At 72.5% G+C, this 23580-nt stretch carries 22 protein-coding genes and 1 pseudogene; 14 read left to right on the top strand and 9 right to left on the bottom strand.

Going from position 1 to position 23580, the window contains the following annotated elements; translation table 11 throughout:
* Positions 1-73 precede the first annotated feature (73 nt).
* Positions 74-1003 (bottom strand): Ppx/GppA phosphatase family protein, encoded by a 930-nt coding sequence (locus R2E43_RS21430; RefSeq protein WP_011028926.1) that lies wholly within the window; start codon positions 1001-1003, stop codon positions 74-76.
* A 71-nt stretch (positions 1004-1074) separates the two neighbouring features.
* Here R2E43_RS21430 and R2E43_RS21425 point away from each other — a divergent pair, with 71 nt between their 5' ends.
* Complete coding sequence (locus tag R2E43_RS21425; protein ID WP_003975485.1) at positions 1075-1890, top strand: hypothetical protein; 816 nt, start codon at positions 1075-1077, stop codon at positions 1888-1890.
* Between the two features lie 63 nt (positions 1891-1953).
* Here R2E43_RS21425 and R2E43_RS21420 read toward each other — a convergent pair whose 3' ends face one another.
* Positions 1954-3750, bottom strand: a complete 1797-nt coding sequence (locus R2E43_RS21420) for a BACON domain-containing protein (protein ID WP_332056478.1) — start codon at positions 3748-3750, stop codon at positions 1954-1956.
* 579 nt (positions 3751-4329) lie between these two features.
* On the opposite strand from R2E43_RS21420, the gene radA reads away from it, so the two are divergent.
* The gene (gene radA, locus R2E43_RS21415; protein WP_003975483.1) at positions 4330-5739 is read left to right on the top strand and encodes a DNA repair protein RadA; all 1410 of its coding nucleotides are present in this window, start codon (positions 4330-4332) and stop codon (positions 5737-5739) included.
* Positions 5740-5820: 81 nt separating this feature from the next.
* Positions 5821-6945 carry a DNA integrity scanning diadenylate cyclase DisA gene (disA, locus tag R2E43_RS21410; protein WP_003975482.1) on the top strand — a complete coding sequence of 375 codons (1125 nt, stop codon included), beginning with the start codon at positions 5821-5823 and terminating at the stop codon, positions 6943-6945.
* A 36-nt stretch (positions 6946-6981) separates the two neighbouring features.
* Here disA and R2E43_RS21405 read toward each other — a convergent pair whose 3' ends face one another.
* Positions 6982-7821, bottom strand: a complete 840-nt coding sequence (locus R2E43_RS21405) for a hypothetical protein (protein ID WP_016326520.1) — start codon at positions 7819-7821, stop codon at positions 6982-6984.
* A 198-nt stretch (positions 7822-8019) separates the two neighbouring features.
* On the opposite strand from R2E43_RS21405, the gene R2E43_RS21400 reads away from it, so the two are divergent.
* The 5 genes from R2E43_RS21400 to cseC all read left to right on the top strand — a co-directional run bounded on the left by R2E43_RS21400 (position 8020) and on the right by cseC (position 12844).
* Positions 8020-8946: an HhH-GPD family protein gene (locus tag R2E43_RS21400; protein WP_003975480.1), complete on the top strand. Its 927-nt coding sequence runs from the start codon at positions 8020-8022 to the stop codon at positions 8944-8946.
* A gap of 299 nt (positions 8947-9245) precedes the next feature.
* On the top strand, positions 9246-9779 hold the full coding sequence (locus tag R2E43_RS21395; protein ID WP_003975479.1) for a SigE family RNA polymerase sigma factor: 534 nt from the start codon (positions 9246-9248) through the stop codon (positions 9777-9779).
* Positions 9767-10444 carry a hypothetical protein gene (locus R2E43_RS21390; protein ID WP_003975478.1) on the top strand — a complete coding sequence of 226 codons (678 nt, stop codon included), beginning with the start codon at positions 9767-9769 and terminating at the stop codon, positions 10442-10444. Before R2E43_RS21395 ends, R2E43_RS21390 begins: the two co-directional genes overlap by 13 nt.
* A gap of 137 nt (positions 10445-10581) precedes the next feature.
* Positions 10582-11286, top strand: coding sequence for a two-component system response regulator CseB (cseB, locus tag R2E43_RS21385; protein ID WP_003975477.1), 705 nt, complete (start codon positions 10582-10584; stop codon positions 11284-11286).
* A 16-nt stretch (positions 11287-11302) separates the two neighbouring features.
* Positions 11303-12844, top strand: coding sequence for a two-component system sensor histidine kinase CseC (gene cseC / locus R2E43_RS21380; protein ID WP_136208743.1), 1542 nt, complete (start codon positions 11303-11305; stop codon positions 12842-12844).
* A gap of 29 nt (positions 12845-12873) precedes the next feature.
* Here the strand turns inward: cseC and R2E43_RS21375 are convergent, their stop codons facing one another.
* Both R2E43_RS21375 and R2E43_RS21370 read right to left on the bottom strand, forming a co-directional pair.
* Positions 12874-13707 (bottom strand): phosphotransferase, encoded by an 834-nt coding sequence (locus R2E43_RS21375; RefSeq protein WP_011028933.1) that lies wholly within the window; start codon positions 13705-13707, stop codon positions 12874-12876.
* A 91-nt stretch (positions 13708-13798) separates the two neighbouring features.
* On the bottom strand, positions 13799-14251 hold the full coding sequence (locus R2E43_RS21370) for an Lrp/AsnC family transcriptional regulator (RefSeq protein WP_003975474.1): 453 nt from the start codon (positions 14249-14251) through the stop codon (positions 13799-13801).
* Between the two features lie 118 nt (positions 14252-14369).
* On the opposite strand from R2E43_RS21370, the gene R2E43_RS21365 reads away from it, so the two are divergent.
* From R2E43_RS21365 to R2E43_RS21355, 3 genes are read left to right on the top strand one after another with little or no spacing between them, the layout of a single operon-like run.
* Positions 14370-15005 (top strand): LysE family translocator, encoded by a 636-nt coding sequence (locus R2E43_RS21365; protein WP_136208752.1) that lies wholly within the window; start codon positions 14370-14372, stop codon positions 15003-15005.
* Positions 15006-15015: 10 nt separating this feature from the next.
* Positions 15016-15459 (top strand): GNAT family N-acetyltransferase, encoded by a 444-nt coding sequence (locus R2E43_RS21360; protein ID WP_136208744.1) that lies wholly within the window; start codon positions 15016-15018, stop codon positions 15457-15459.
* Positions 15460-15465: 6 nt separating this feature from the next.
* Positions 15466-15918 (top strand): hypothetical protein, encoded by a 453-nt coding sequence (locus tag R2E43_RS21355; protein ID WP_003975471.1) that lies wholly within the window; start codon positions 15466-15468, stop codon positions 15916-15918.
* Between the two features lie 12 nt (positions 15919-15930).
* Here R2E43_RS21355 and R2E43_RS21350 read toward each other — a convergent pair whose 3' ends face one another.
* Complete coding sequence (locus R2E43_RS21350) at positions 15931-16122, bottom strand: DUF397 domain-containing protein (protein ID WP_037666584.1); 192 nt, start codon at positions 16120-16122, stop codon at positions 15931-15933.
* A complete protein-coding gene (locus R2E43_RS21345) occupies positions 16088-16930 on the bottom strand; it encodes a helix-turn-helix domain-containing protein (protein WP_003975470.1) in 843 nt (280 codons plus the stop codon). Before R2E43_RS21345 ends, R2E43_RS21350 begins: the two co-directional genes overlap by 35 nt.
* 96 nt (positions 16931-17026) lie before the next feature.
* Between R2E43_RS21345 and R2E43_RS21340 the strand changes: the two are divergent.
* Positions 17027-17365: pseudogene (locus R2E43_RS21340) on the top strand (ATP-binding protein); the annotation flags it as partial.
* 152 nt (positions 17366-17517) lie between these two features.
* Here the strand turns inward: R2E43_RS21340 and R2E43_RS21335 are convergent.
* Entirely contained in the window at positions 17518-19119 is a 1602-nt protein-coding gene (locus R2E43_RS21335; protein WP_332056477.1) for an MDR family MFS transporter, read from the bottom strand.
* 158 nt (positions 19120-19277) lie between these two features.
* Here R2E43_RS21335 and R2E43_RS21330 point away from each other — a divergent pair, with 158 nt between their 5' ends.
* Positions 19278-19865: a TetR/AcrR family transcriptional regulator gene (locus tag R2E43_RS21330; RefSeq protein WP_003975467.1), complete on the top strand. Its 588-nt coding sequence runs from the start codon at positions 19278-19280 to the stop codon at positions 19863-19865.
* Between the two features lie 33 nt (positions 19866-19898).
* Here R2E43_RS21330 and R2E43_RS21325 read toward each other — a convergent pair whose 3' ends face one another.
* Positions 19899-20585 carry a M23 family metallopeptidase gene (locus R2E43_RS21325; RefSeq protein WP_011028939.1) on the bottom strand — a complete coding sequence of 229 codons (687 nt, stop codon included), beginning with the start codon at positions 20583-20585 and terminating at the stop codon, positions 19899-19901.
* 398 nt (positions 20586-20983) lie between these two features.
* Here R2E43_RS21325 and R2E43_RS21320 point away from each other — a divergent pair, with 398 nt between their 5' ends.
* A complete protein-coding gene (locus R2E43_RS21320) occupies positions 20984-23572 on the top strand; it encodes an NACHT domain-containing protein (RefSeq protein ID WP_003975465.1) in 2589 nt (862 codons plus the stop codon).
* Positions 23573-23580: the final 8 nt, after the last annotated feature.

The following is a 23580-nucleotide window of genomic DNA, read 5'->3' as shown; positions in this document are numbered from 1 at the left end:
GCGAGGCGGGCGCGGGGCGGGGGCGGGGCGAGGCGAGGCGGGCGCGGGGTGCGTGGTGGTTGCTCGCCCGTCCTTACTGGCCCATGTGATCCAGCCTGCGCAGGATCACGCCCTCCCGGAGCGCCCACGGGCAGATCTCCAGGCTCTCCACGCGGAAGAGGTCCATCGCGCCCTCGGCCACCAGGGCGCCGGCCAGGAGCTGGTGCGCGCGGCCCTCGGAGACGCCGGGGAGCTCGGCGCGCTCGGTGCTGGTCATGGCGGCCAGGCGGGGCACCCAGGCCTCCAGCGAGGCACGCTTCAGCTCGCGCTGGACGTAGAGGCCCTCGGCGGAGCGGGCGGCGCCGGTGATACGGGCCAGCTGCCGGAAGGTCTTCGAGGTGGCGACCACGTGGTCGGGGGCGCCGAGGCGGCTGAACTCGCCGACCGTCCGGGCGATCTCCGTACGGACGTGGCGGCGCAGCGCCCTGACGTCGTCCGGGTGGGGCGGGTCGTCGGGCAGCCGGGCCGCGGTCAGCCGGCCCGCGCCGAGCGGCAGCGACACGGCGGCGTCCGGTTCCTCGTCCATGCCGTACGCGATCTCCAGGGAGCCGCCGCCGATGTCGAGGACCAGCAGCCTGCCCGCGGACCAGCCGAACCAGCGGCGGGCGGCGAGGAAGGTGAGCCGGGCCTCCTCGGCGCCGGTGAGGACGGTCAGCTCGACGCCGGTCTCGGCGCGCACGCGCGCGAGGACGTCGTCGGCGTTGCTGGCCTCGCGCACGGCCGAGGTGGCGAACGGCAGGAGGTCCTCGACGCCCTTGTCCTCGGCCGCCTGGAGCGCCTCCCGGACGACCGCGGCCAGCTGGTCGACACCGTCGGGGCCGATCGCCCCGTCCTCGTCGAGGAGCTGGGCGAGGCGCAGTTCCACCTTGTGCGAGTGGGCGGGCAGCGGGCGGGCTCCGGGGTGCGCGTCCACCACCAGCAGATGCACCGTGTTCGAACCCACGTCGAGGACACCGAGTCTCATGTACGGAACGCTACTGCCAGCGGCGGTCGCGGTGGTGCCGTCCTCGCGCTCGGGCGACTTACCCTGGAGCCGTGCCAAAGACGAAAAAGGCGAAGGACGAAAAGTCGGCCAAGAAGGACAAGAAGCACATCGCGGGCGACGAGAAGGGACTCGACTTCGCGCGCGCGTGGGTGGAGTTCCCGGATCCGGCGGACGACGAGCAGGTCTTCCGGTGCGATCTGACCTGGCTGACCTCCCGCTGGAACTGCATCTTCGGCAGCGGCTGCCAGGGCATCCAGGCGGGCCGCGCGGACGACGGGTGCTGCTCGCTGGGCGCGCACTTCTCCGACGAGGACGACGAGAAGCGGGTCGCCGGGCACGTGGCGCGGCTCACGCCGGACATCTGGCAGCACCACGCCGAGGGCACGCGGAACGGCTGGACCTCCGAGGACGACGAGGGCTCCCGGCAGACCCGGCCCTTCCAGGGCTCGTGCATCTTCCAGAACCGGCCCGGGTTCGCGGGCGGTGCGGGGTGCTCGCTGCACATCCTGGCGCTCAAGGAGGGCCGGGAGCCGCTGGAGACCAAGCCGGACGTGTGCTGGCAGCTGCCGGTCCGGCGGACGTACGAGTGGATCGACCGGCCCGACGACACGCGCGTGCTGCAGGTGTCGATCGGTGAGTACGACCGGAGGGGGTGGGGTCCCGGCGGGCACGACCTGCACTGGTGGTGCACGTCGGCGACCTCGGCGCACGGCGCGGGCGACCCGGTGTACGTCTCCTACCGGCCGGAGCTGGTCGAGCTGATGGGCAAGGCGGGGTACGACCGGCTGGTCGAGCTGTGCGAGGAGCGGCTGGCCTCGCAGCTGCCGTTGCTGGCACCGCATCCGGCGGACCCCGCCGGCCGCTGAGACCGGCGGCCCTGGCCGGCCGCCCTGACCGGCGGCCCTGGCCGGGGCCCGTTCCGTGCCGGTCTACGAGTCCGACGGGCTCGGGGCGCCGCTGTCGCTGTTGCCCGGTGGTGGGGACGAGCCGTTCGTGCCGCCGGTCGGGGACGGTTCGTTCGTCGTCGGGTCCGGGTCGGGCGGCGTCGGCGACGGGTCGCCGGGGGGCGTGGGGTCGGGCGGCTGCGACGTGGACGGTGACGGGTCCGGGCCCGGGTCCGGGTCACCGCCCGGGTGGGACGGGGACGACGTGTCGTCCGGCGGGCCGGGGCGCGGGCCCGGGCGGGACGGGGCGGGCGCGGTGCCGTAGCCCTCGATCGCCACGACGGCGCCGGCGGGCGAGACGGCCACCCGTGCGCTCCACCGGCCGGACGGCTCGCGCAGGTGGTCGACGTACACCCTGACCGTCACCGCCTCGCCGGGGCGCAGGGTCCCCGAGGACTGGCTCAGGTAGAGCCAGGAGGCGCCGACGGACGCGGACCAGTGCACCGGGGCGTCGCCGGTCGCGGTCAGGGTGACCAGCGTGGTGTCGCCGTCGTGGCCCGCCGTCACCTCCAGGTGGCCGGCTGCCTTCCCACTGGCTCCGGAGACGCCGACGACCTCCACGGAGACGTCGGCCCCGCCCTTCTCGCCGAAGCCGGTGCCCGGGGTGGTGCTCGCGTTGCCGGCGTTCTCGTACCCGTAGGCGCCGCCCGCCGACTCGCCGTCCGTGGCGTCCGGGTCCTGCGCCTCGCTGGCGCTGGCCGAGCGGCCCTCCTCGCCCTCGACGACGGGGGTTCCCCGGTAGGCCGCCCACAGGGCGAGCACCGGGGCGGCGACGACGGTGGCGACGACGGTGGTGGTGACGGCACGGGCCCGCAGACGGTCCCGCCGGGCCGCGCGATCCTTGGGGTCCATGGGGAAGCCGCGCCGGTCGAAGCGGGGGGCGGCGCTTCGCGCGCGCGAGGTGTGGGCCAGGGCGACGTGCAGCGCGGTGCGGGGGGCCTCCAGGACGGGCAGCTCGGCGGGGGTGACGCTGGTGCCGGGCCAGCGGCCGGGGATCGCGCGCTCGGCGGTCCGGCGGCAGCGCGGGCAGTCGTCGACGTGCCGGACCAGTTCGCGGCGCAGGGCGGTGCTGAGGACGTACCGGTTGTCGCCGGTGAGGCGGGCGACGCCGGCGCAGGTGCCGGTCTCCACGACGGCCAGGGCGGCTCGGGTGCGTTCCACCTCGCAGGCGGCCGAGGCGAGCAGTTCCCTGGTGGCGGCGAGGTCCGTGCCGAGGACGGCGGCGACCTCGTGGGGGGCGAGGTGGTGGCGCACGGCGAGTTCGAGGGCCTCGCGCTGCTCGGGGGTGGTGCCGGCGGCCTCCGGCCAGGCGAGGAGGGCGAGTTCGCTGCGGTGCCGCTGGTGGGTCTCGTCGTTGGTGGGGGTGGTGGGCGCGGTCGGCGTGGTTTGCGCCGTTTGTCTGGTGGCGGGTGCCGGGCGGCCCGCCGCGTGGGTGCTCGGACGTTTCTGCTTGGCCTCGGCCAGCTTGCGCAGGCAGGCCCAGCGGGCCAGCGCGTACAGCCAGGACCTGCGGTCGGCCGCGGGGGCGGGGCCGCGGTGGCCGCGGCGCTCGGCGATGGCGAGGACGTCGCCGAGGGCGGCGGTCGCGGCGTCGTGGTCGCAGAGCACGGACAGGCAGTACGTGAACAGGCCGTCCAGATACGCGTCGTATGCGGCGTAACGCGCGGGTGGGCGCTGCGCCGGCGGCTGCGCCAGGGCCCTCGCCGCGGTGCGGTCACGCGCTTCCCGGTGCGCCCGGTGTGCGCCGGTCGTGCGGGTCGTGGTTTCCGGACTGCTCCTCATCACTCGGCGACCGTAGGGGGCTATGGGTGGCGCGAACTGGCGCGTTGGGCACTTTTAATCCGTACGGGTGAAACGATCCCTCATAAGGGGACAGGAAGCTGTTCTTCCGTGGCGGGGGCGGGGCCGGAGTCGTCCGTTCGGGGTGCCTGCGGCGGCCTGTGCGGGTTCGGTGGGGGTGCGCGTTGCGCGGCTTGTCCGGTGGGTGGGTCGGGGGCGCGCCGGGGGGTGTCCGTCCTCGGAACGGCGCGGAATCGGTCACTTGAAAAGGCTCGGGGCGTTGACGCGCCAACCGCTGCGGGCGGACACCCCCCGACACGCCCCCTCCTCGCCGTACGCGGCTCCCCCCGCCCACGCCCCGCGTCCCGCTCCTCGCCGTACGCGGCTCCCCCGCCCCAGCTGCGGGCAGTCGTGCCGCTGGGGCGGCACGGGTGGGCGCAGCGGCACCCCGTTACGCCGGGCCGCGCTTCCCCTCGCGCCCACACCCGCCCCGGGCACCGGGTGCGACGCCGGGTCCCGTCCCGGGACGCCGGAGAACGGACCGCGGGGTCGGCTGTCAGTGGGGGCGGTTACGGTTCGTGCATGGCTGCCCGTACGAAGTCCGCCAAGGAACGGCCGTCCTACCGCTGCACCGAGTGCGGCTGGCAGACGGCCAAGTGGCTCGGCCGCTGCCCCGAATGCCAGGCCTGGGGCACGGTCGAGGAGTACGGCGCGCCCGCCGTGCGTACGACCACCCCGGGGCGCGTGACCACGTCCGCGGTGCCGATCGGGCAGGTCGACGGGCGCCAGGCGACCGCCCGTTCCACCGGCGTGCCCGAGCTGGACCGGGTGCTGGGGGGCGGGCTGGTGCCCGGGGCCGTGGTGCTGGTCGCCGGTGAGCCGGGCGTCGGGAAGTCCACGTTGCTGCTGGACGTCGCGGCCAAGTCGGCGAGCGACGAGCACCGGACGTTGTACGTCACCGGTGAGGAGTCGGCCAGCCAGGTGCGGCTGCGGGCCGACCGGATCCATGCCATCGACGACCATCTGTATCTCGCCGCCGAGACGGATCTCGCGGCGGTGCTCGGGCACCTCGACGCAGTCAAGCCGTCGCTGTTGATCCTGGACTCCGTGCAGACCGTCGCCTCGCCCGAGATCGACGGCGCGCCGGGCGGCATGGCTCAGGTGCGGGAGGTGGCGGGGGCGCTGATCCGGGCCTCCAAGGAACGCGGCATGTCCACGCTCCTGGTGGGCCATGTCACCAAGGACGGGGCCATCGCGGGCCCGCGGCTGCTGGAGCACCTCGTGGACGTCGTGCTGCATTTCGAGGGCGACCGGCATGCGCGGCTGAGGCTGGTGCGGGGTGTGAAGAACCGGTACGGGACGACCGATGAGGTCGGTTGCTTCGAGTTGCACGACGAAGGGATCACGGGGCTTGCCGATCCCAGTGGACTGTTTCTCACCCGGCGGGCCGAGCCGGTGCCCGGGACCTGTCTGACCGTCACCCTGGAAGGGCGCCGGCCGCTGGTCGCCGAGGTGCAGGCGCTGACCGTGGACTCGCAGATCCCGTCGCCTCGGCGGACGACTTCGGGGCTCGAGACCTCGCGGGTGTCGATGATGCTGGCCGTGCTGGAGCAGCGCGGGCGCATCAGTGCGCTGGGGAAGAGGGACATCTACAGCGCGACGGTGGGCGGGGTGAAGCTCTCCGAGCCGGCCGCCGACCTCGCCATCGCCCTGGCGTTGGCGAGTGCGGCCAGTGACACCCCGCTGCCCAAGAACCTCGTCGCGATCGGCGAAGTCGGGCTCGCGGGAGAGGTGAGACGGGTCACGGGGGTGCAGCGCAGGCTCTCCGAAGCGCATCGGCTGGGCTTCACGCACGCCCTGGTCCCGGCCGATCCGGGCCGGGTCCCCGACGGCATGAAGGTCCTGGAAGTCGCGGACATGGGGGACGCCCTGCGGGTGCTTCCGCGCTCGCGTCGGCGAGAGGCCACACGGGAGGAGGAGGACCGCCGGTAGACTTTGCCCTGGTCTCGCCCGTCCGTACGACCGAGTGTGCGACACGGGAGCGCCAGAAGAACCTGCGACCGGAGGAGTGCAGTGGCAGCCAACGACCGGGCAGCAGCTCCCGGAAAGTCCGGTGGGAGTGCCGGTGCCGATGGCCTGATGCGCGCCTCACTGAGCGCCGTGGCGCCCGGCACCTCCCTGCGCGACGGCCTGGAGCGGGTCCTGCGCGGCAACACCGGCGGTCTGATCGTGCTGGGTTCCGACAAGACCGTCGAGTCGATGTGCACGGGCGGTTTCGTGCTGGACGTCGAGTTCACCGCGACCCGGCTGCGCGAGCTGTGCAAGCTCGACGGCGGCATCGTGCTCTCCTCGGACCTGTCGAAGATCCTGCGGGCGGGGGTGCAGCTCCTCCCCGATCCGACCATTCCGACGGAGGAGACCGGCACGCGGCACCGGACGGCCGACCGAGTCAGCAAGCAGGTCGGGTTCCCCGTCGTGTCGGTCTCGCAGTCGATGCGGCTGATCGCCCTGTACGTGGACGGGCAGCGGCGGGTGCTGGAGGATTCGGCCGCGATTCTGTCGCGGGCCAATCAGGCGCTGGCGACCCTGGAGCGGTACAAGCTGCGCCTCGACGAGGTCGCGGGCACGCTGTCGGCCCTGGAGATCGAGGACCTGGTGACGGTGCGGGACGTCTCGGCGGTCGCGCAGCGGCTGGAGATGGTGCGCCGGATCGCCACCGAGATCGCCGAGTACGTGGTGGAGCTGGGGACGGACGGGCGGCTGCTGGCGCTGCAGTTGGACGAGTTGATCGCCGGTGTGGAGCCGGAGCGCGAGCTGGTCGTGCGGGACTACGTGCCCGAGCCGACCGCCAAGCGGTCCCGTACGGTCGACGAGGCGCTCGCCGAGCTGGACAAGCTCAGCCATGCCGAGCTGTTGGAGCTGTCCACGGTGGCGCGGGCCCTGGGGTACACCGGTTCGCCCGAGACGCTGGACTCCGCGGTGTCGCCGCGCGGGTTCCGGCTGCTGGCCAAGGTGCCGCGGCTGCCGGGCGCGATCATCGACCGGCTGGTGGAGCACTTCGGCGGCCTGCAGAAGCTGCTCGCGGCGAGTGTGGACGACCTCCAGACGGTGGACGGTGTCGGCGAGGCGCGGGCGCGCAGCGTGCGGGAGGGGCTGTCGCGGCTGGCGGAGTCGTCGATCCTGGAGCGTTACGTCTGACGCGTGGCGGACCCGGGGCGGCGGCCGCGCCTCGGGTCAGTCGTTCTTGAGGACGAACGACGTCTGGACCTTCTCGAAGCCCGCCGCCTTGGCCTCCACCAGGTAGGTGCCCGCCTTGGCCGAACCCGCCGGCGGCGTACCGCACTCGGGAGCGCTCGGCTTGCGGTCCCACTTCACGGTGTACGTGATGCCGCTGCCGGCGGTCACCCGGTAGCGCAGGCTGCCCGCGCCCTCGACGCAGTCGTCGGAGGCCCAGTAGGCGTCGTCGCCGCTGGCCGGGGTGATGGTGAACACCGCGTGCTTCGGGCCGAGATCGACCTCGCAGTCGCCGCCGGACGTGTTCCGCGCGGTCAGTTCGAACGCGGGGGTCTGTCCGGGCGAGTAGCTGTTGCGGACGCTGCGCAGGCTGAACTTCACCGCGCCGGGCGTGCAGTTGGGCAGGCTCGACCCGGCCGGCAGCGCGTCGTCCGCGCCGACGCCGGTCACCGCGCCGCCCCCGCCGCCTCCGGCGCTTCCCGACCCGGCCGATCCGCCGCCGGACTCACCGCCGCCGGACCCGGAACCGTTCCCGGCGCTACCGCCGCCGGAACCCGACCCGGAACCCGAGCCGTTGGAGTCGCCGCTCCCCGACTCGTCGCGTCCGCCCGGCGCCTGGCTGATCGCCGGGCCGGACCCCGAGGGACCCGGAGTGATCGACGGTGCCGGGTTCTTGCCGTTGGCCCCGTCCTCGCGGCCCTTGCCGCCGTCCCCGCCGCCGGAGACCACGATCCACGTGATCAATAGCGCCAACAGGGCGAAAAGAGACAGCAGTACGGCCCTCCGTCGCCAGTAGATGGTGGAGGGAAGCGGCCCGACCGGATTGCGCAGAGATCCCACGGCGCAAACTGTACGAGAGATCGGCGCGTTCCCTTGTCCCACCCGCCGTTTGGGCCCGCAACTTTTACGGATCATCATTCCGGAGACCGTTCCGGAGCCCCTGCCGACGGGACACGGAGGGGCCCGACGACGTCCGCGACGGTCTCCGGGTGGCGGTGTTCCCGTGCGGCGGTCCTCCCGTGGCAGGATCGGAGGGACATGACTGCGCCCACGAAGCCCTCGCCAGGCGGACCCTCCGACCCCGCCGCGTCCGGTGTGCCGCTGCACGCCCCCGTCATCGACTGGTTCGACGAGCACGCCCGCGATCTGCCGTGGCGGCGCCCCGAGGCCGGCGCCTGGGGTGTGATGGTCAGCGAGTTCATGCTCCAGCAGACGCCGGTCAGCCGTGTCCAGCCCGTCTACGAGCAGTGGCTGGCCCGCTGGCCGCGCCCCGCCGACCTCGCCGCGGAGGCGCCCGGCGAGGCCGTGCGCGCCTGGGGGCGGCTCGGCTACCCGCGCCGGGCCCTGCGCCTGCACGGCGCCGCGGCGGCCATAACGGAACGGCACGGCGGCGACGTACCCGCCGACCACGCCCAGCTGCTGGCGCTGCCCGGCATCGGCGAGTACACGGCCGCGGCGGTCGCCTCCTTCGCGTACGGCCAGCGGCACGCCGTGCTGGACACCAACGTCCGCCGGGTCCTCGCCCGCGCGGTCACCGGTGTGCAGTACCCGCCGAACGCCACCACCGCCGCCGAGCGGAAGCTGGCGCGGGCGCTGCTGCCCGAGGAGCAGGAGAGGGCCGCCCGCTGGGCCGCCGCCTCGATGGAGCTGGGTGCGCTGGTCTGCACGGCGAAGAAGGAGTCGTGCCACCGCTGCCCGATCGCGGCCCAGTGCGCCTGGCGCCTGGCCGGCAAGCCCGCCCACGACGGACCGCCGCGGCGCGGCCAGACGTACGCGGGCACCGACCGGCAGGTGCGCGGGCGGCTGCTCGCGGTGCTGCGGGACGCGGCCGGGCCGGTGCCGCAGGCAGCCCTCGACCAGGTGTGGCAGGAGCCGGTCCAGCGTGCCCGCGCCCTGGACGGCCTGGTGGCCGACGGTCTGGTGGAGCCGCTGGCGGACGGTCTGTACCGGCTGCCGCTGAGCTGACGCACAGTCGCCTGCCTCTGTGACGGTTCCCGCGGCGTCACCGTGTTCTCTGTGACCGCCCCCGTGACGGACAAATCGCCTCAAGTCGGTATCAAGTGGGCTGTCGATTCACCCGGTTCCTCCTTCCGTTACACAACCGACGGACAGCCGAGGGTTTGCCGCAGGCTGCATCGCACAGCGCCGTGACAACGCTTCCCTACCTTCGTTTGTGTGCCCCCCGGGCACAGCACGACTACGGACCACAGGCAGTGGGCCGGCGGTGACCACCGTCGGAGTACGGGGATCGGAAGGCGGTTGACATGGGCGAGGTGCTCGAGTTCGAGGAGTACGTCCGCACCCGGCAGGACGCGCTGCTGCGCAGCGCCAGGCGCCTGGTCCCCGACCCCGTCGACGCCCAGGACCTGTTGCAGACCGCGCTGGCGCGGACGTACGGGCGCTGGGAGACCATCGAGGACAAGCGGCTCGCGGACGCCTACCTGCGCCGGGTGATGATCAACACCCGGACCGAGTGGTGGCGGGCGCGGAAGCTGGAGGAGGTGCCGACCGAGCAGCTCCCCGAGTCCCCCATGGACGACGCCACCGAGCAGCACGCGGACCGCGCCCTGCTGATGGACGTCCTGAAGGTGCTCGCCCCGAAGCAGCGCAGCGTCGTCGTGCTGCGACACTGGGAGCAGATGTCGACGGAGGAGACCGCCGCCGCCCTCGGAATGTCGGCGGGAACGGTCAAGAGCACGCTGCACCGGGCGCTCGCCCGGCTCCGCGAGGAGCTGGTCGCCCGCGATCTGGACGCACGGGCGCTGGAGCGTGAGGAGCGGGAGCGTTGCGCGGCCTGACCGACGGTCGGACACCCGGGGGGACCCGGAGAACCACGCAGGCGGCGAGTACGGCGGTGGCCGTGTTCGTCGCCCTCGGCGTTTCCCTGGCCGGCTGCGGGACCGGGGGTACCGGCGCCCGGGACGAGGGGCCGGCCCACGCGGACGCGGTGGGCGGCGCGGGCTCCGCGTCCCCCGCCCCCGCGGCGAAGGCGTCCCCCTCCAAGGCCCCCGACCGCGTCGACGCGGTGCGGCTCGTCAAGGCCGATCCCAAGGTGTCCCCCGAGGTCAAGCGTGAGCTGAAGCCCTGTGTCGCCGACGAGTACCCGATCGACGTGTCGTACGGGAAGGTGACGGACGGCTCGGCGGACGACGTCGTCGTCAACGTGCTGACGTGCGGTGACGCGGTGGGTGTGGGCAGTTACGTGTACCGCGAGGAGGACGGCGCGTACCAGAATGTGTTCAAGGCCGAGGAGCCTCCGGTCTACGCGGAGATCGACCGCGGGGACCTGGTGGTGACCAAGCAGGTGTACGACAAGGGCGACCCGGTGTCGAGTCCGTCCGGCGAGAACGTGATCACGTACCGCTGGGCGTCGGACCGGTTCACCGAGGAGTACCGCACCCACAACGACTACAGCAAGGCCGCGGGCAACGCGCCCACCCCGGCGCCGGAGCCGGACAGCTGAACCGCCGGCCGCCCCGACCGGCGTGAACCGACCGGCGTGAACCGACCGGACCGCTCGCACCGATGACCCAGTGAGCGCGGTACGCGTACCGGCGGCCCGTTCGACCCGACCACACCCTGAGGACTGAGAGCACCGGGATGGCAGATCAGACCCACGTCCTGTTCGTCGAGGACGACGATGTCATCCGCGAGGCCACCCAGCTCGCCCTCGAGCGGGACGGCTTCGCGGTCACCGCGATGCCCGACGGACTCTCCGGCCTGGAGTCCTTCCGGGCCGACCGTCCCGACATCGCCCTCCTCGACGTCATGCTTCCCGGCCTCGACGGCGTCAGCCTGTGCCGGCGGATCCGGGACGAGTCCACGGTGCCGGTGATCATGCTGTCGGCGCGGGCGGACTCCATCGACGTCGTCCTGGGCCTGGAGGCGGGCGCCGACGACTACGTCACCAAGCCGTTCGACGGGGCCGTGCTGGTCGCCCGGATCCGCGCGGTGCTGCGGCGCTTCGGGCATGCCGGGGGCGGCGACCGGACGGAGGGCGCCGGTGCGGCGGAGACCGGGGGCGTGCTCACCTTCGGCGACCTGGAGGTGGACACGGACGGCATGGAGGTGCGGCGGGCCGGTCGGCCGGTGGGGCTCACGCCGACCGAGATGCGGCTGCTGCTGGAGTTCTCCTCCGCGCCGGGCACCGTCCTCTCGCGCGACAAGCTGTTGGAACGGGTGTGGGACTACGGCTGGGGCGGGGACACCCGGGTCGTCGACGTGCACGTGCAGCGGCTGCGCACCAAGATCGGCCAGGACCGGATCGAGACGGTCCGCGGTTTCGGCTACAAGTTGAAGGCCTGAGCGGGGATACAGGGATATGCGGGGGTTCTTCCGACAACGCCGGAGCGTCTCGCCGCCGGGTCACCCGTACGACCGCACGGGGCCGGGCGAGCACGCGGGGTCCGGCGAGCACGCGGGACCGGGCGCGCGTACGGGACCGGGCGGGCGTCCGCGGGTCCTCGGTGTGCGCGGGCTGCGTGCCCGCGGTATCCGCACCGGGCTGCGCTGGAAGCTGAGCGCGGCCATCGCGCTGGTCGGCGCGCTGGTGGCCATCGCGCTGAGCCTGGTCGTGCACAATGCAGCCCGGGTGTCGATGCTCGACAACGCCCGTGACCTCGCCGACGACCGGGTCCTGATCGCCCAGCGCAACTACGAGCTGTCCGGGCGGCAGAACTTCCCCAACGCCCAGATCGACGACCCGGCCCTGCCGCCGGAGCTGCGCCGCAAGATCGACGCGGGACGGCGGGCCACCTACGTCTCCGAGCGGCCGGACGGTGTGACGGACATCTGGGCGGCCGTGCCGCTCAAGGACGGGCACGTGATGTCCCTGCACTCCGGTTTCACCGACCGCAGCGCCGACATCCTCAGCGACCTGGACCAGGCCCTGGTCATCGGTTCCATCGCGGTGGTCCTCGGCGGCAGCGCGCTGGGCGTGCTCATCGGCGGCCAGCTCTCGCGCCGGCTGCGCGAGGCCGCCGCCGCCGCGAACCGGGTCGCGAGCGGTGAGGCGGACGTCCGGGTGCGGGACGCCATCGGCGGCGTCGTGCGGGACGAGACGGACGACGTCGCGCGCGCCGTGGACGCGATGGCGGACGCCTTGCAGCAGCGCATCGAGGCCGAGCGCCGGGTCACCGCGGACATCGCGCACGAGCTGCGCACCCCGGTCACCGGTCTGCTCACGGCCGCCGAGCTGCTGCCGCCGGGCCGGCCTACCGAGCTGGTCCTCGACCGGGCGAAGGCGATGCGCACGCTCGTCGAGGACGTCCTTGAGGTGGCCCGGCTCGACGGGGCCTCGGAGCGGGCCGAGTTGCAGGACATCATGCTGGGCGACTTCGTGTCCCGGCGGGTCGCCGCCAAGGACCCCACCGTCGAGGTGCGGGTGATCCACGAGTCGGAGGTCACCACCGACCCGCGCCGCCTGGAACGCGTGCTGTTCAACCTGCTCGCCAATGCCGCCCGGCACGGCCGTTCCCCCGTCGAGGTCAGCGTCGAGGGCCGGGTGATCCGGGTCCGCGACCACGGGCCGGGCTTCCCGGAGGACCTGCTGGCCGAGGGCCCGAGCCGGTTCCGCACCGGCAGCACGGACCGGGCCGGCCGCGGACACGGCCTCGGCCTGACCATCGCGGCCGGTCAGGCCCGCGTCCTGGGCGCCCGCCTCACCTTCCGCAACGTACGCCCGGCCGGTGCCCCCGCGCACATACCGGCCGAGGGGGCGGTCGCCGTCCTGTGGCTCCCGGAACACGCGCCGACCAACACGGGGAGCTACCCGATGCTGCCGGACCGGTCGAAGAGCGGGGCGTCGTCGTCGGCCCGGGACATGTCCCGGGAGGCCTCCCAGGGGATGTCCCGGAAGCCGTGACGCCGGGCTCGGCGCTCAGGTCTCAGGTCTCAGATCCGGTCGAGCGCGGCTCGCACCCGGTCGAGCCCTTCCGCCCGCCAGTGCTCACGGTCGGGCATCTGGTCGTCCCGGCGCCAGCGCCAGGCGGCGAACAGCGCCCAGTTCAGCGCGCGGCACCGGTGCGTCAGGGCCTGGTCGGCGCCCGCGTAGTGCTCCGCCGCCTCCTCGGGCCCATGGGCGAGGTCGAACTCGACCGGCCCGCGGCAGCAGGTGGCGAGGTCGACGAAGAGCGGGCCTTGGCGCGTGTTCAGGAGGTTTCCCGGGTGCGGCTCGCCGTGCAGCAGTTGGTCGCGTGCCGGGTCGGCGCCGATCTCGGCGCTCAGGCCACTGAGTGCGTCGCGGAGGAAACCCCGGTCGGACTCGGACAGCTCGGGTGACCGCTCCCGGTCGTCCACGCCTGTCAGCGCCACGGCCACTCGGTCGCTGAAGTGCGGTGCGTCCACGTCGATCCGGCGCAGGGCGGCGTGGTGCCGCATGAGCGCGTCCGCGTAGTCGGCCGGCGCGATCTCCGGTCCCACCGGCGGGTAGTAGGTCCAGAGCGAGACGGCGAAGGTGTCGCGCACCTGGACCCTGGGGTCGGTCCGGGGGTCGAGCCGGCCCACCGGAGCGCCGGCGTCGGTGAGCCGGTGAGCTACCTCCACTTCGAAGGCGGAGTCGGACAGATGCCCCGGGGGCGCGACCCTGGCCAGAACGTCACAGGGCAGCAGGCGCAGTACGACGCGGTCCGAGTTGTGGACGACGACCACCTCGTCGGCCCGGAGGCCCTGCTCCGAAGCGGCGGTCCGGCCGGCCTCGACTGCGCGGCGGAGTTCCGCTGGCTCCACACCGTCCTCCTTCGTGGGGTCGGTGCTCATGATTGCGGCGCGAGCGGTGCCGGTCGAGAGGTTTTCGCTCCCGGCGGCCGGACGCCGGAGGTCACAGGGGCAGCGGCCGGGCCTCGACCAGGTTGGCCATGACGAGGGTGGAGCTGAGGCGCTGGACGCCGGGGAGGGAGGCGAGGCGTTCGTCGTAGAGCCGCCGGTACGCCTCCAGGTCGCGGGTGACGACGCGCAGCAGGTAGTCGGGGTCGCCGAACAGCCGCTGGGCCTGGAGGACGTGCGGGATCTCGGTCACGGCCGCCTCGAAGGCGGCCACGGTTTGGCGGTCCTCGTACCGCATGGTGACGAAGACCAGCGCCTCGAAGCCCAGGCCGAGGGCGGGGGCGTTCAGTGCGGCGTGGTAGCCGGTGATCGCGCCGGAGCGTTCCAGCGCGCGCAGGCGCCGGTGGCAGGGGGAGACGCTGAGGCGGACCCGTTCGGCGAGTTCGGTCAGGGTCAGCCGGCCGTCCTTCTGCAGCTCCGCAAGAATCTGCCGGTCCACGTCGTCCATGGGGAAGATCTTTCCACGGGGGAGGCTCGGCGGGGGAAAAGTTGGAAGCACCTTTCGGGCGATCTTTCCTAATCTGCCTCAGGAGAGCCGGAAGAAGTGTGAGGTGGAGACGGTGGAGATGGCCGGCATCGGGGCCTTCTGGTCGGTGTCCTTCCTGCTGGTGCTGGTCCCGGGGGCGGACTGGGCCTACGCGATCACGGCGGGACTGCGCCACCGGTCGGTGCTGCCCGCCGTCGGCGGCATGCTGAGCGGATACGTCCTGCTGACCGCCGTGGTCGCCGCGGGCCTGGCGACCGCGGTCGCCGGTTCACCGACGGTGCTGACCGCGCTGACGGCCGCCGGGGCGGCCTATCTGATCTGGCTCGGCGCCACGACCCTGGCCCGCCCCGCGGTACCCCGGGCCGAGGAGGGCGACCAGGGAGGCGGCTCCGGCTCGTGGGTGGGCCGTGCGGCCAGAGGGGCGGGCATCAGCGGCCTCAACCCCAAGGCGCTGCTGCTGTTCCTCGCCCTGCTGCCGCAGTTCGCCGCCCGGGACGCGGACTGGCCCTTCGCCGCGCAGATCGTCGCCCTCGGCCTGGTGCACACGGCCAACTGCGCCGTGGTCTACACGGGCGTCGGCGCCACGGCACGCCGGATCCTGGGCGCCCGCCCGGCCGTCGCCACGGCGGTGTCCCGCTGCTCGGGGGCGGCGATGATCCTGGTCGGCGCCCTGCTGCTGGTGGAGCGGCTGCTCGCCCAGGGGCCGACACATTAGTCTGACGATCATGGCGGACTGGGGAGTGCGACCGGCTTCGGCGGGGGACGTCGAGGCGGTGGCCGAGCTGCGCGCCCTGGTGCTGCGGGCGGATCTGGAGCGGCTCGGGCGGTACGACGCGCGGCGGGTACGGCAGCGGCTGCGGGACGGGTTCGCGCCGGCCCACACCCGGGTGATCGAGGTGGACGGCGCGTTCGCCGGGTGCGTGGCGCTGCGGCCGGCCGAGGACGCCCACTGGCTGGAGCACTTCTATCTGGACCCGAGGGTGCAGGGCGGCGGCATCGGTACGGCCGTGCTGCGCGAACTGCTGGAACGGTGCGACCGCGGGGGCACGGTGGTCCGGCTGAACGTGCTGCGGGGCAGTCCCGCCCGGCGGCTCTACGAACGGCACGGATTCGCCGTGACAAGCGAGGATCCGGTGGACGTGTTCATGGTGCGGGCGCCCGTAGTCTGAGGCGCCATGGGCATACGCATCGAGGCAGAGGTCAGTTTCCCGGCCAACAACGAGGTGGAGCGGGTGCTGGGGATGGCCGAGACGGTCGGTGAGCCGGTCACGGTCACGTTCGCGTGGGAGGGAGGGCGGCCCCTGCTGCACGGGGTGCTGGTGCCCGCGGCGACGCTGGCGCTCTGGGAGCACTGGGCACCCACCGCCTACCCGGCGGGCGACCGGGCGGAGGGGCCCGAGCTGGCGCACCCCGAGGAGTTCGGCCCCTTCACGCTCTTTCGCCGTCGCGTCGGCGGACGTACGGCGGTGGCCCGCGACGGCTCGGTGGTGGCGGAGCTGCTCGACCCGGCCGAGGCGCACTGGCTGGAGGATAAGGCCCGCAATGTCCGCCAGGGCTTCATGGACCCGAAGCAGAAGGCTGCGTTCGAGGAGTTCCTCGCTCGGCAGGCAGCACGGGGTGAGCAGTAACCGGCGGTGCGCCTACCGAAGGCCGTCGAGGAAGGACTGCCAGGCATCGGCCCCGACGGTGACAACCGGTCCGGACGGGTTCTTGCTGTCCCGGACGGGGACGACGCCGACGGGGCCGTGCCCGGCAACCTCCACGCAGTCACCGCCGTTGGGCCCGCTGTAACTGGACTTACGCCACTGGGTCTCGCTCGGTCCGGTCTGCATAGCGTTCCTCCATTACGCGGGCGATCAGCGCCGCCGAGTCCTTCACGGAGAGGGCGTCCGCTTGCAAGTGAGCGTAATTGAGGCTGGCCTCTTTGATGGTCTCCGGGTTGGCCGTCATGTGGCCGGACATCATGTCCTCGGTATAGAAGACGTCCGGGTGGTCCTCGAAGCGCAGGATGTTGAAGGCCCCGGCCAGACCCGGGTGTTCACCACTGGTCAGCGGCAGCACCTGAATGCACATCCAGCGATGGTTGGTGAACTCCAACAGATGGGCCAGTTGGCGCCACATCACGTCGTCGCCACCGATGGGCCGGTGCAGCACAGCCTCGTCCAGAATCACCAAGGCCACGGGGGGCTTCTCCCAGGCGAGGATGCGCTGGCGTTCCATTCGAGCGGCGAGCAAGCTGTCGAGCTGCCCTGGCTTGCCGGTGGCGAGTACCGCCCGCGCGTACTCCTCCGTCTGCAGCAGCCCGTAGACCAACTGCGCCTGGTACGTCGAGATGTACGCCGCCTTCGCCTCCATCTCCGCGTACGGCTGGAACCACGTGGGGAGTTGGCTGCGCAGCACCAGGCCGATCAGCCGGGAGAACAGGCCGTCCGTGCCCAGTGCCGCGTCCACCCGCTCGGAGAAGTCCCGCGTCGGGACCTTCTTCGTGGTCTCGATCTGGCCGACCAGGGAGCCGGTGCAGAAGATGATGTCGCCGAGCTGGCCCTGTTTGAGGCCGTGGGCCTCGCGTTGGCGGCGCAGCTCCCAGCCGTAGTAGTCGAGCGGGGACGCGGTCGGGTCGAGGGACTGGATGTTGGCCACTGCGGCACCTCGCTGCGGGACTACGGGACGGCAACACCTCTCGGCGTTCGTTTCTGTGTGTAGTCGAGCGTACGCACCGCGTCGCAGTGTTGTGGCGTGAATCACGTAACCGGTCCGCAGGCGGCGGACGTCGAGAGCCAGTACCACGCCGAGTTCGCCCTGGGCGCGCACTCGGCCCGCCATCTGCGCCGCGTGCTGCGGCTGTACCTCGTCCGCTCGGGCCTGCCCGAGGTGGCCGGCGCCGCCGAGCTGGCGCTCACGGAGCTGGTCGCCAACGTCGTACGGCACGTGCCCGGACGGCGTGGCCGCGTGTGCTTCCTGCTGCGGCCGGGCGGGGTGCGGGTGGAGGTCGCCGACGGGTGCCCGAAGCTGCCGGTCCCGGCCGCCGGGGACGCGCTGGGCGAGGGCGGGCGGGGGCTCGTGATCGTCGCGGCGGTGACCGACCGGTGGGGTGTCACGCCGTACCCGGACGGGCGGGGCAAGACGGTGTGGTTCGAGTGCGTCGGCGCGGCGGACGAAGAAGGCCCCCGGGTGGTCGGAACCGTCCGGGGGCCTGGTCGGGAGGAAGGCGGCGGGCCGCCGCGAGGTCAGACGGCCTCGGTCACCGGGGCCTTCGCCGTGGCCGGGTCGCCGTCACCGTCTGCCGGGGCGTCGGCCGCCTTGGGGCCCGCGCCCTTGAGCGGGACCTCCTTCACGAAGAACGACGCGACCAGCGCGAGGACGGCCACCGCGGAGCCCAGCAGGAACGCGGTGTGGGTGCCGGCGGACACCGCGTGCTGGTAGGCGTCGCGGATCGCCGCCGGCAGCGCGTTCAGCGCGTCCGCCGTCAGCGTCGCCGACTGCTCCGTCGCCTTGGCGCCCGAGCCCGCGGCCCGCTCGGCCATGACGTCCTGGACGCGGTTGTTGAACAGCGCGCCCATGATCGCGACGCCGAAGGAGGAGCCGAGGGTGCGGAAGAGGTTGGTGGAGGAGGACGCGACGCCCATGTCCTTCATCTCCACGCTGTTCTGCGCCACCAGCATGGTGATCTGCATCAGGCAGCCCATGCCGAGACCGACGACGGCCATGTACAGGCCGGAGGTGAAGCGGGTGGTGTCGGTGTCCATGGTCGACAGCAGGTACAGGCCGACCGTCATCAGCGCGCCGCCCGCCACCGGGAAGATCTTGTAACGGCCGGTGCTGGTGGTGACGCGACCGGCGACCATCGACGTGACGAGCATCGCGCCCAGCATGGGCAGGAGCAGCAGCCCGGAGTTGGTGGCGGACGCGCCCTGCACCGACTGCTGGTACAGCGGCAGGAAGAGGGTGGCGCCGAACATCACGAAGCCGACGATGAAGCCGATGACGGACATCAGCGTGAAGTTGCGGCTGCGGAAGATGTGCAGCGGCAGGATCGGCTCGGCGGCCCTGGTCTGCCAGAACACGAACCCGACCAGCGCGGCGACGCCGATGCCGATCAGCTCCATGATCCGCGCGGAGGTCCAGGCGTACTCGGTGCCGCCCCAGGTGGTGACGAGCACGATGGCGGTGATGCCGATGGTCAGCAGTGCGGCGCCCAGGTAGTCGATCCGGGCCTCGCTGCGCTTCTTCGGCAGGTGCAGTACGGCGCTGATGGCGATCAGCGCGATCACGCCGAGCGGAATGTTGATGTAGAAGGACCAGCGCCAGCCCCAGTGGTCGGTGATGGTGCCGCCGACCAGCGGTCCGCCGATCATCGAGAGCGCCATGACACCGGCGATCATGCCCTGGTACTTGCCGCGCTCCCTGGGCGGTATCAGGTCGCCGATGATGGCCATGACGCCGACCATCAGACCGCCGGCGCCCAGGCCCTGGACCGCGCGGAAGCCGATGAGCTGGCCCATGTCCTGGGCCATGCCGCTGAGCGCCGAGCCGGCCAGGAAGATCACGATCGACGTCATGAAGACGCCCTTGCGCCCGTACATGTCGCCGAGCTTGCCCCACAGCGGGGTGGAGGCCGCGGTGGCCAGGGTGTAGGCGGTGACGACCCAGGAGAGGTGCTCCAGGCCGCCCAGCTCGCCCACGATCGTGGGCATCGCGGTGCCGATGATCATGTTGTCGAGCATCGCGAGCATCATCGCGATCATGAGGGCGAGCAGGACGACCCGCACGCTCCTCGGCTGCTTGCCGGCGCCGGCTCCACCGGTCGCCGCCTCCGTTTTCTCGGCCATCTCTCCTACTCCCCCAGCTACCGCTGTGCCACTGCCACTTACTTGCCGCCCGGCAAGTTGTCTACACTGGGAAAGGTAGGCGCGTAACTAGCCGGGCGTCAAGTAAGTTTTTCGGAAAGTGCGCGGGGCAGGAGGTGCGTAGGAGGATGGGCGGCACGATGAACGGCACCAAGCAGCAGCGACGCCGCGGGGACACCCGCCAGCGCATCCAGGACGTGGCGCTCGGGCTCTTCGCGGAGCAGGGGTACGAGAAGACTTCCCTGCGCGAGATCGCCGAGAGCCTGGACGTCACCAAGGCCGCGCTCTACTACCACTTCAAGACGAAGGAAGAGATCCTCGTCAGCATCTTCGAGGACCTCTCCCGGCCGCTGGAGGACCTGATCGAGTGGGGGCGCGAGCAGCCGCACACCCTGGAGACGAAGCAGGAGATCATCCGGCGCTACAGCGAGGCGCTGGCCGGCGCGGCGCCGCTGTTCCGCTTCATGCAGGAGAACCAGGCCACGGTGCGTGACCTGCGGATCGGCGAGCTGTTCAAGCACCGGATGTTCGGCCTGCGCGACATCCTCATGGACCCCGAGGCGGACCTGGTCGACCAGGTCCGCTGCATCAGCGCACTGTTCACGCTGCACGCCGGGATGTTCGTGCTCCGGGACCTCGAAGGCGACCCCGAGGAACAGCGCGCTGCCGTTCTCGAGGTCGCCACCGATCTGATCACCCAGGCCCACCGGGGAGCCGCGGGCGCGTAGGGGGCGCCGTCACAGCACCCCCGGGCCCGTCCGTCAGACGGTCACGCCCTTGCCGCGCAGGAAGGCGACCGGGTCCACGGCCGAGCCGTAGTTCGGGGTGGTCCGGATCTCGAAGTGCAGGTGCGGACCGCTGGAGTTGCCGGTGTTGCCGGACTTGGCGATCGACTGGCCGGTCTTCACGATCTGGCCGATCTTCACGTTGATCCTGGACAGGTGCGCGTACTGGGAGTACGTGCCGTTGCCGTGCTTGATGACGATGGCGTTGCCGTAGGCGGGGCCGTCGCCGGCGCCGTTGCCGCCGGCCTTGACCACGGTGCCGCCGTGGGCGGCGACGACGTTGGTGCCGATCGGCACGGCGAAGTCCTGGCCGCTGTGCTTGTGCGCCCACATGCCGCCGTTCTGGGCGAAGCTGGCGCTCAGCTCGTACTTCTTGACCGGGTCGACCCAGGAGGCGGCCTTCTTCTTGGTGGCCGTCTTCTTGGCGGTGGTGCTCTTCTTGGCGCTCGCGGCGGCCTTCTCGGCCTTCGCCGCCTTGGCCTGCGCCGCGGCCTGGGCCTCTACGGCGCTCGCGGCGGCGGTGGTGCTGGAGGCCGCCGTGGTGCCGGTGGCGGCCGCGACCCCGGCTCCCAGTGCGACCGAGGCTCCGAGGCCTGCGGCCATCACCGCGGCGCGGGTGCGGATGGTCGTACGGGAAGAACGGGACGTGACACGCGGAAACATTCGAACCTCATGGGGACGGGTGCAGAGGAATGCCCACCGGCGGGACGCACAAGGCGCTCACCGGGCGGGCTCAACCTTGGTAACCCGGCGACCCCGAACCGCACAAAGGTGTGACCTACGACCCTATTTAGTACTTCAGAGTGAAACTTCATGACTCACACCAGAGCGGCCATTTTGGACAAAACCAGCTCAGAGCCCCGGATAGCCCCCCAGCCGATGCTCCGGTATGTCCGTTTTCGTAGTTCTTGCGGCGGCCACTATTCCCCGTAGTACACGGCAATCGGCCTGTGCGGCACATCACCGGCGGCCATGATCGAGGAGCCGGTGAATGTGACGGGGGCTACTCCCGTCCCGGTTAACCCGCCCCCCGCACAAGGGCGTTCACCTAGGCTCGGAGCATGGTCGACGTCACAGCACTCGGGGCCCGTGTCGCGTCCAGCGCGGTCGTACCGCTCGTCCGCCGGCTCTTCGTCCGGGACGGGCCGGGAGCGGGGCTCGTGGACCGGCCGGTGCGGATATCGGCGCTGGTGTCCTTCCGGGGCGAGAAGCGGAACGTCACGCCCGAGGACGTCGACAAGATCGCCGGAGAGCTGGTCCGCAGGGCGCTGACCTCGGCCGGACCCGGCGAGGAGCCCGTGGACGCCGCGGAGGCGGCGGCCGTCAAGGACGCCCTGGCCCGCACACTCGCCCGGCTCGGCGAGATCACCGTCGAGGACTACGAGGCCGTCGGGCTCGGCCCCGAGCGCTTCGCCCGCGAGCTGCGCGCCGGCGTGCCCCTGGCCCCGTACGGGCTCGGCGAGGGCGGCACGCTGCTGTACGAGCGGCTGCTGCACACCGCCTCGCTGCACATCCTGAACTTCCTCACCCAGCGCTCCACCTACGTCGCCCGCCAGCAGACCGTCCAGACGCAGCAGCTGGCCCGGCTGGTCCGGGCCGTCGACGTCCTGCTGGAACGGCTGCCGTCCCAGTCGGCCGAGGACGCCGGGTTCGAGGAGCGCTACGCGGACCACGTCGCCGCCCGGTACGGCACGCTCACCATCTACGGGCTGGACGCCGGGACCCGGGAGTGGCCGCTGGACACGGCGTACCTGAGCCTGGAGGCGACGCGGCCGCGGGCCGGGCGGGACGGGCGCCGGGACCCGGAGTACGCGGCCGTGGCCGCCGAGCAGGTGCTTGCCGGTCACGACCAGGTGTTCCTGCGCGGTGTCGCCGGGTCGGGCAAGACGACGCTCGTGCAGTGGCTCGCGGTCACGGCGGCCGGCCGGGTCTACGACCACGGGCTGACCCACCTCATCGGGCGGGTGCCGTTCGTGCTGCCGATGCGCCGGATCGTGCGGCCCGGCGCCGAGCTGCCCGTTCCCGGCGACTTCCTGCGCGCGGTCGGCTGCCCCGTCGCCGGGGAGCAGCCGCCGGGGTGGGTGGAGCGCGTGCTGCGGGCCCGGCGCGGGGTGCTGCTGGTCGACGGCATCGACGAGATCGCCCAGGACCGCCGTGCCGCCGCCCGGCGCTGGCTGCGCGAGCTGGTGCGGGCCTTCCCCGGGAACCTGTGGCTGGTCACCTCGCGGCCCTCGGCGGTGCCGGAGGCGTGGCTGGCCGCCGAGGGCTTCAGTGAACTCGTCCTCGCCCCCATGGGCCGCGACGGCGTCGCCACCTTCGTGCGGCGCTGGCACCGGGCGGCCGAGGTGGCCGAGTCCGTCGGCGAGTCCCTGCTCGCCTCCGTGCGGAGCACCTCCGAGCTGAACGGGCTGGCCACCAATCCGCTCATGTGCGGCATGCTGTGCGCCCTGCACCGGGACCGGCGGGGTTTCCTGCCCCAGGACCGCAGGTCGCTCTACGAGGCCGCCCTGACCATGCTCCTGGAACGCCGGGACCGGGAACGGGAGCTGCACGGCTCCGACGGGGTGCGCCTCGCGTATGCCACGCAGGTGCAGCTGCTGCAGAAGCTGGCGTGGTGGCTGATCCGCAACAGCCGGCAGGAGATGGACCGGGACGAGGCGCTCGGGATCGTGGACCGGGCGCTGCCCGCGCTGAACCTGGCCGACGCCGGTGGGGAGGAGGTCTACCGCGCACTGCTGCTGCGCTCCGGGCTGCTGCGCGAGCCCGCCGAGGGCCGGGTGGACTTCCTGCACCGCACCTTCCAGGACTACCTGGGGGCCCGGCTCGCCGTGCAGGAGATGGACTTCGACCTGCTGGTCAACCACGCCCACCTGGACGAGTGGGACGACGTGATCCTGCTCGCCCTCGCCCATGCCCGACCGAAGGAGGCGGAGCAGATGCTGCGCCGGCTGACGGAGCTGGGAACCCCGCGCGGGACCCTGCTGGCGGCGGCCGGGCTGCGGTACGCGGCCGAGGTGGCGCCGACGGTGCGGGGGCGGGTGGAGGACGGGCTGGCCACCCATGTTCCGCCGACCACCTTCGAGGCGGCGCGGGAAGTGGCGCGGGCCGGTGGCGATCTGGTGCTGGGACTGCTGCCCGGCCCTGAGGACGGCATCGACGACAGCACCGCGGCCAGAGTGGTGCACACGGCGGTCAGCGTGGGCAGCGAGGCGGCACTGCAGTTCCTGTCCCGGTTCCGGGAACACACCGGCGCCGACGTGCAGGAGTTCCTCGCCACGTCCTGGAACCGCTTCGACCGGGAACAGTACGCCAGAGAGATCCTCGCGCACCTGCCCCGGCAGAGGGCCGTCGAGGTGGCCACGACGGACGACCTCCACGTGCTCCGCTCGCTCGGCGGCTGGGGGCACATATTCGTCCGCGGCGCGTACCGGGTGGACGACCTGACGGAGCTGGTCGTCCCCGAGCGCCTCACCCACCTGACGCTCGAGGCCCCACACCCCGTCGAGGGACTCGCCTGGCTCACGGCCTTCCCCCGTCTGCGAACGGTGTCGGTGCTCGCGGACCTCGACGAGGCCGTGGCCCGGCAGGTGCCGGACGGTGTGGAGCTCCAGGGCCCGTTCGCCTCTTTGTCCTCCCAACCCCAGGGGTAACCCACCTT

The sequence above is a fragment of the Streptomyces violaceoruber genome, assembly GCF_033406955.1.
GTDB classification, from domain to species: Bacteria; Actinomycetota; Actinomycetes; order Streptomycetales; family Streptomycetaceae; genus Streptomyces; species Streptomyces violaceoruber.
This window is presented reverse-complemented; position numbering and strand designations above follow the sequence as displayed.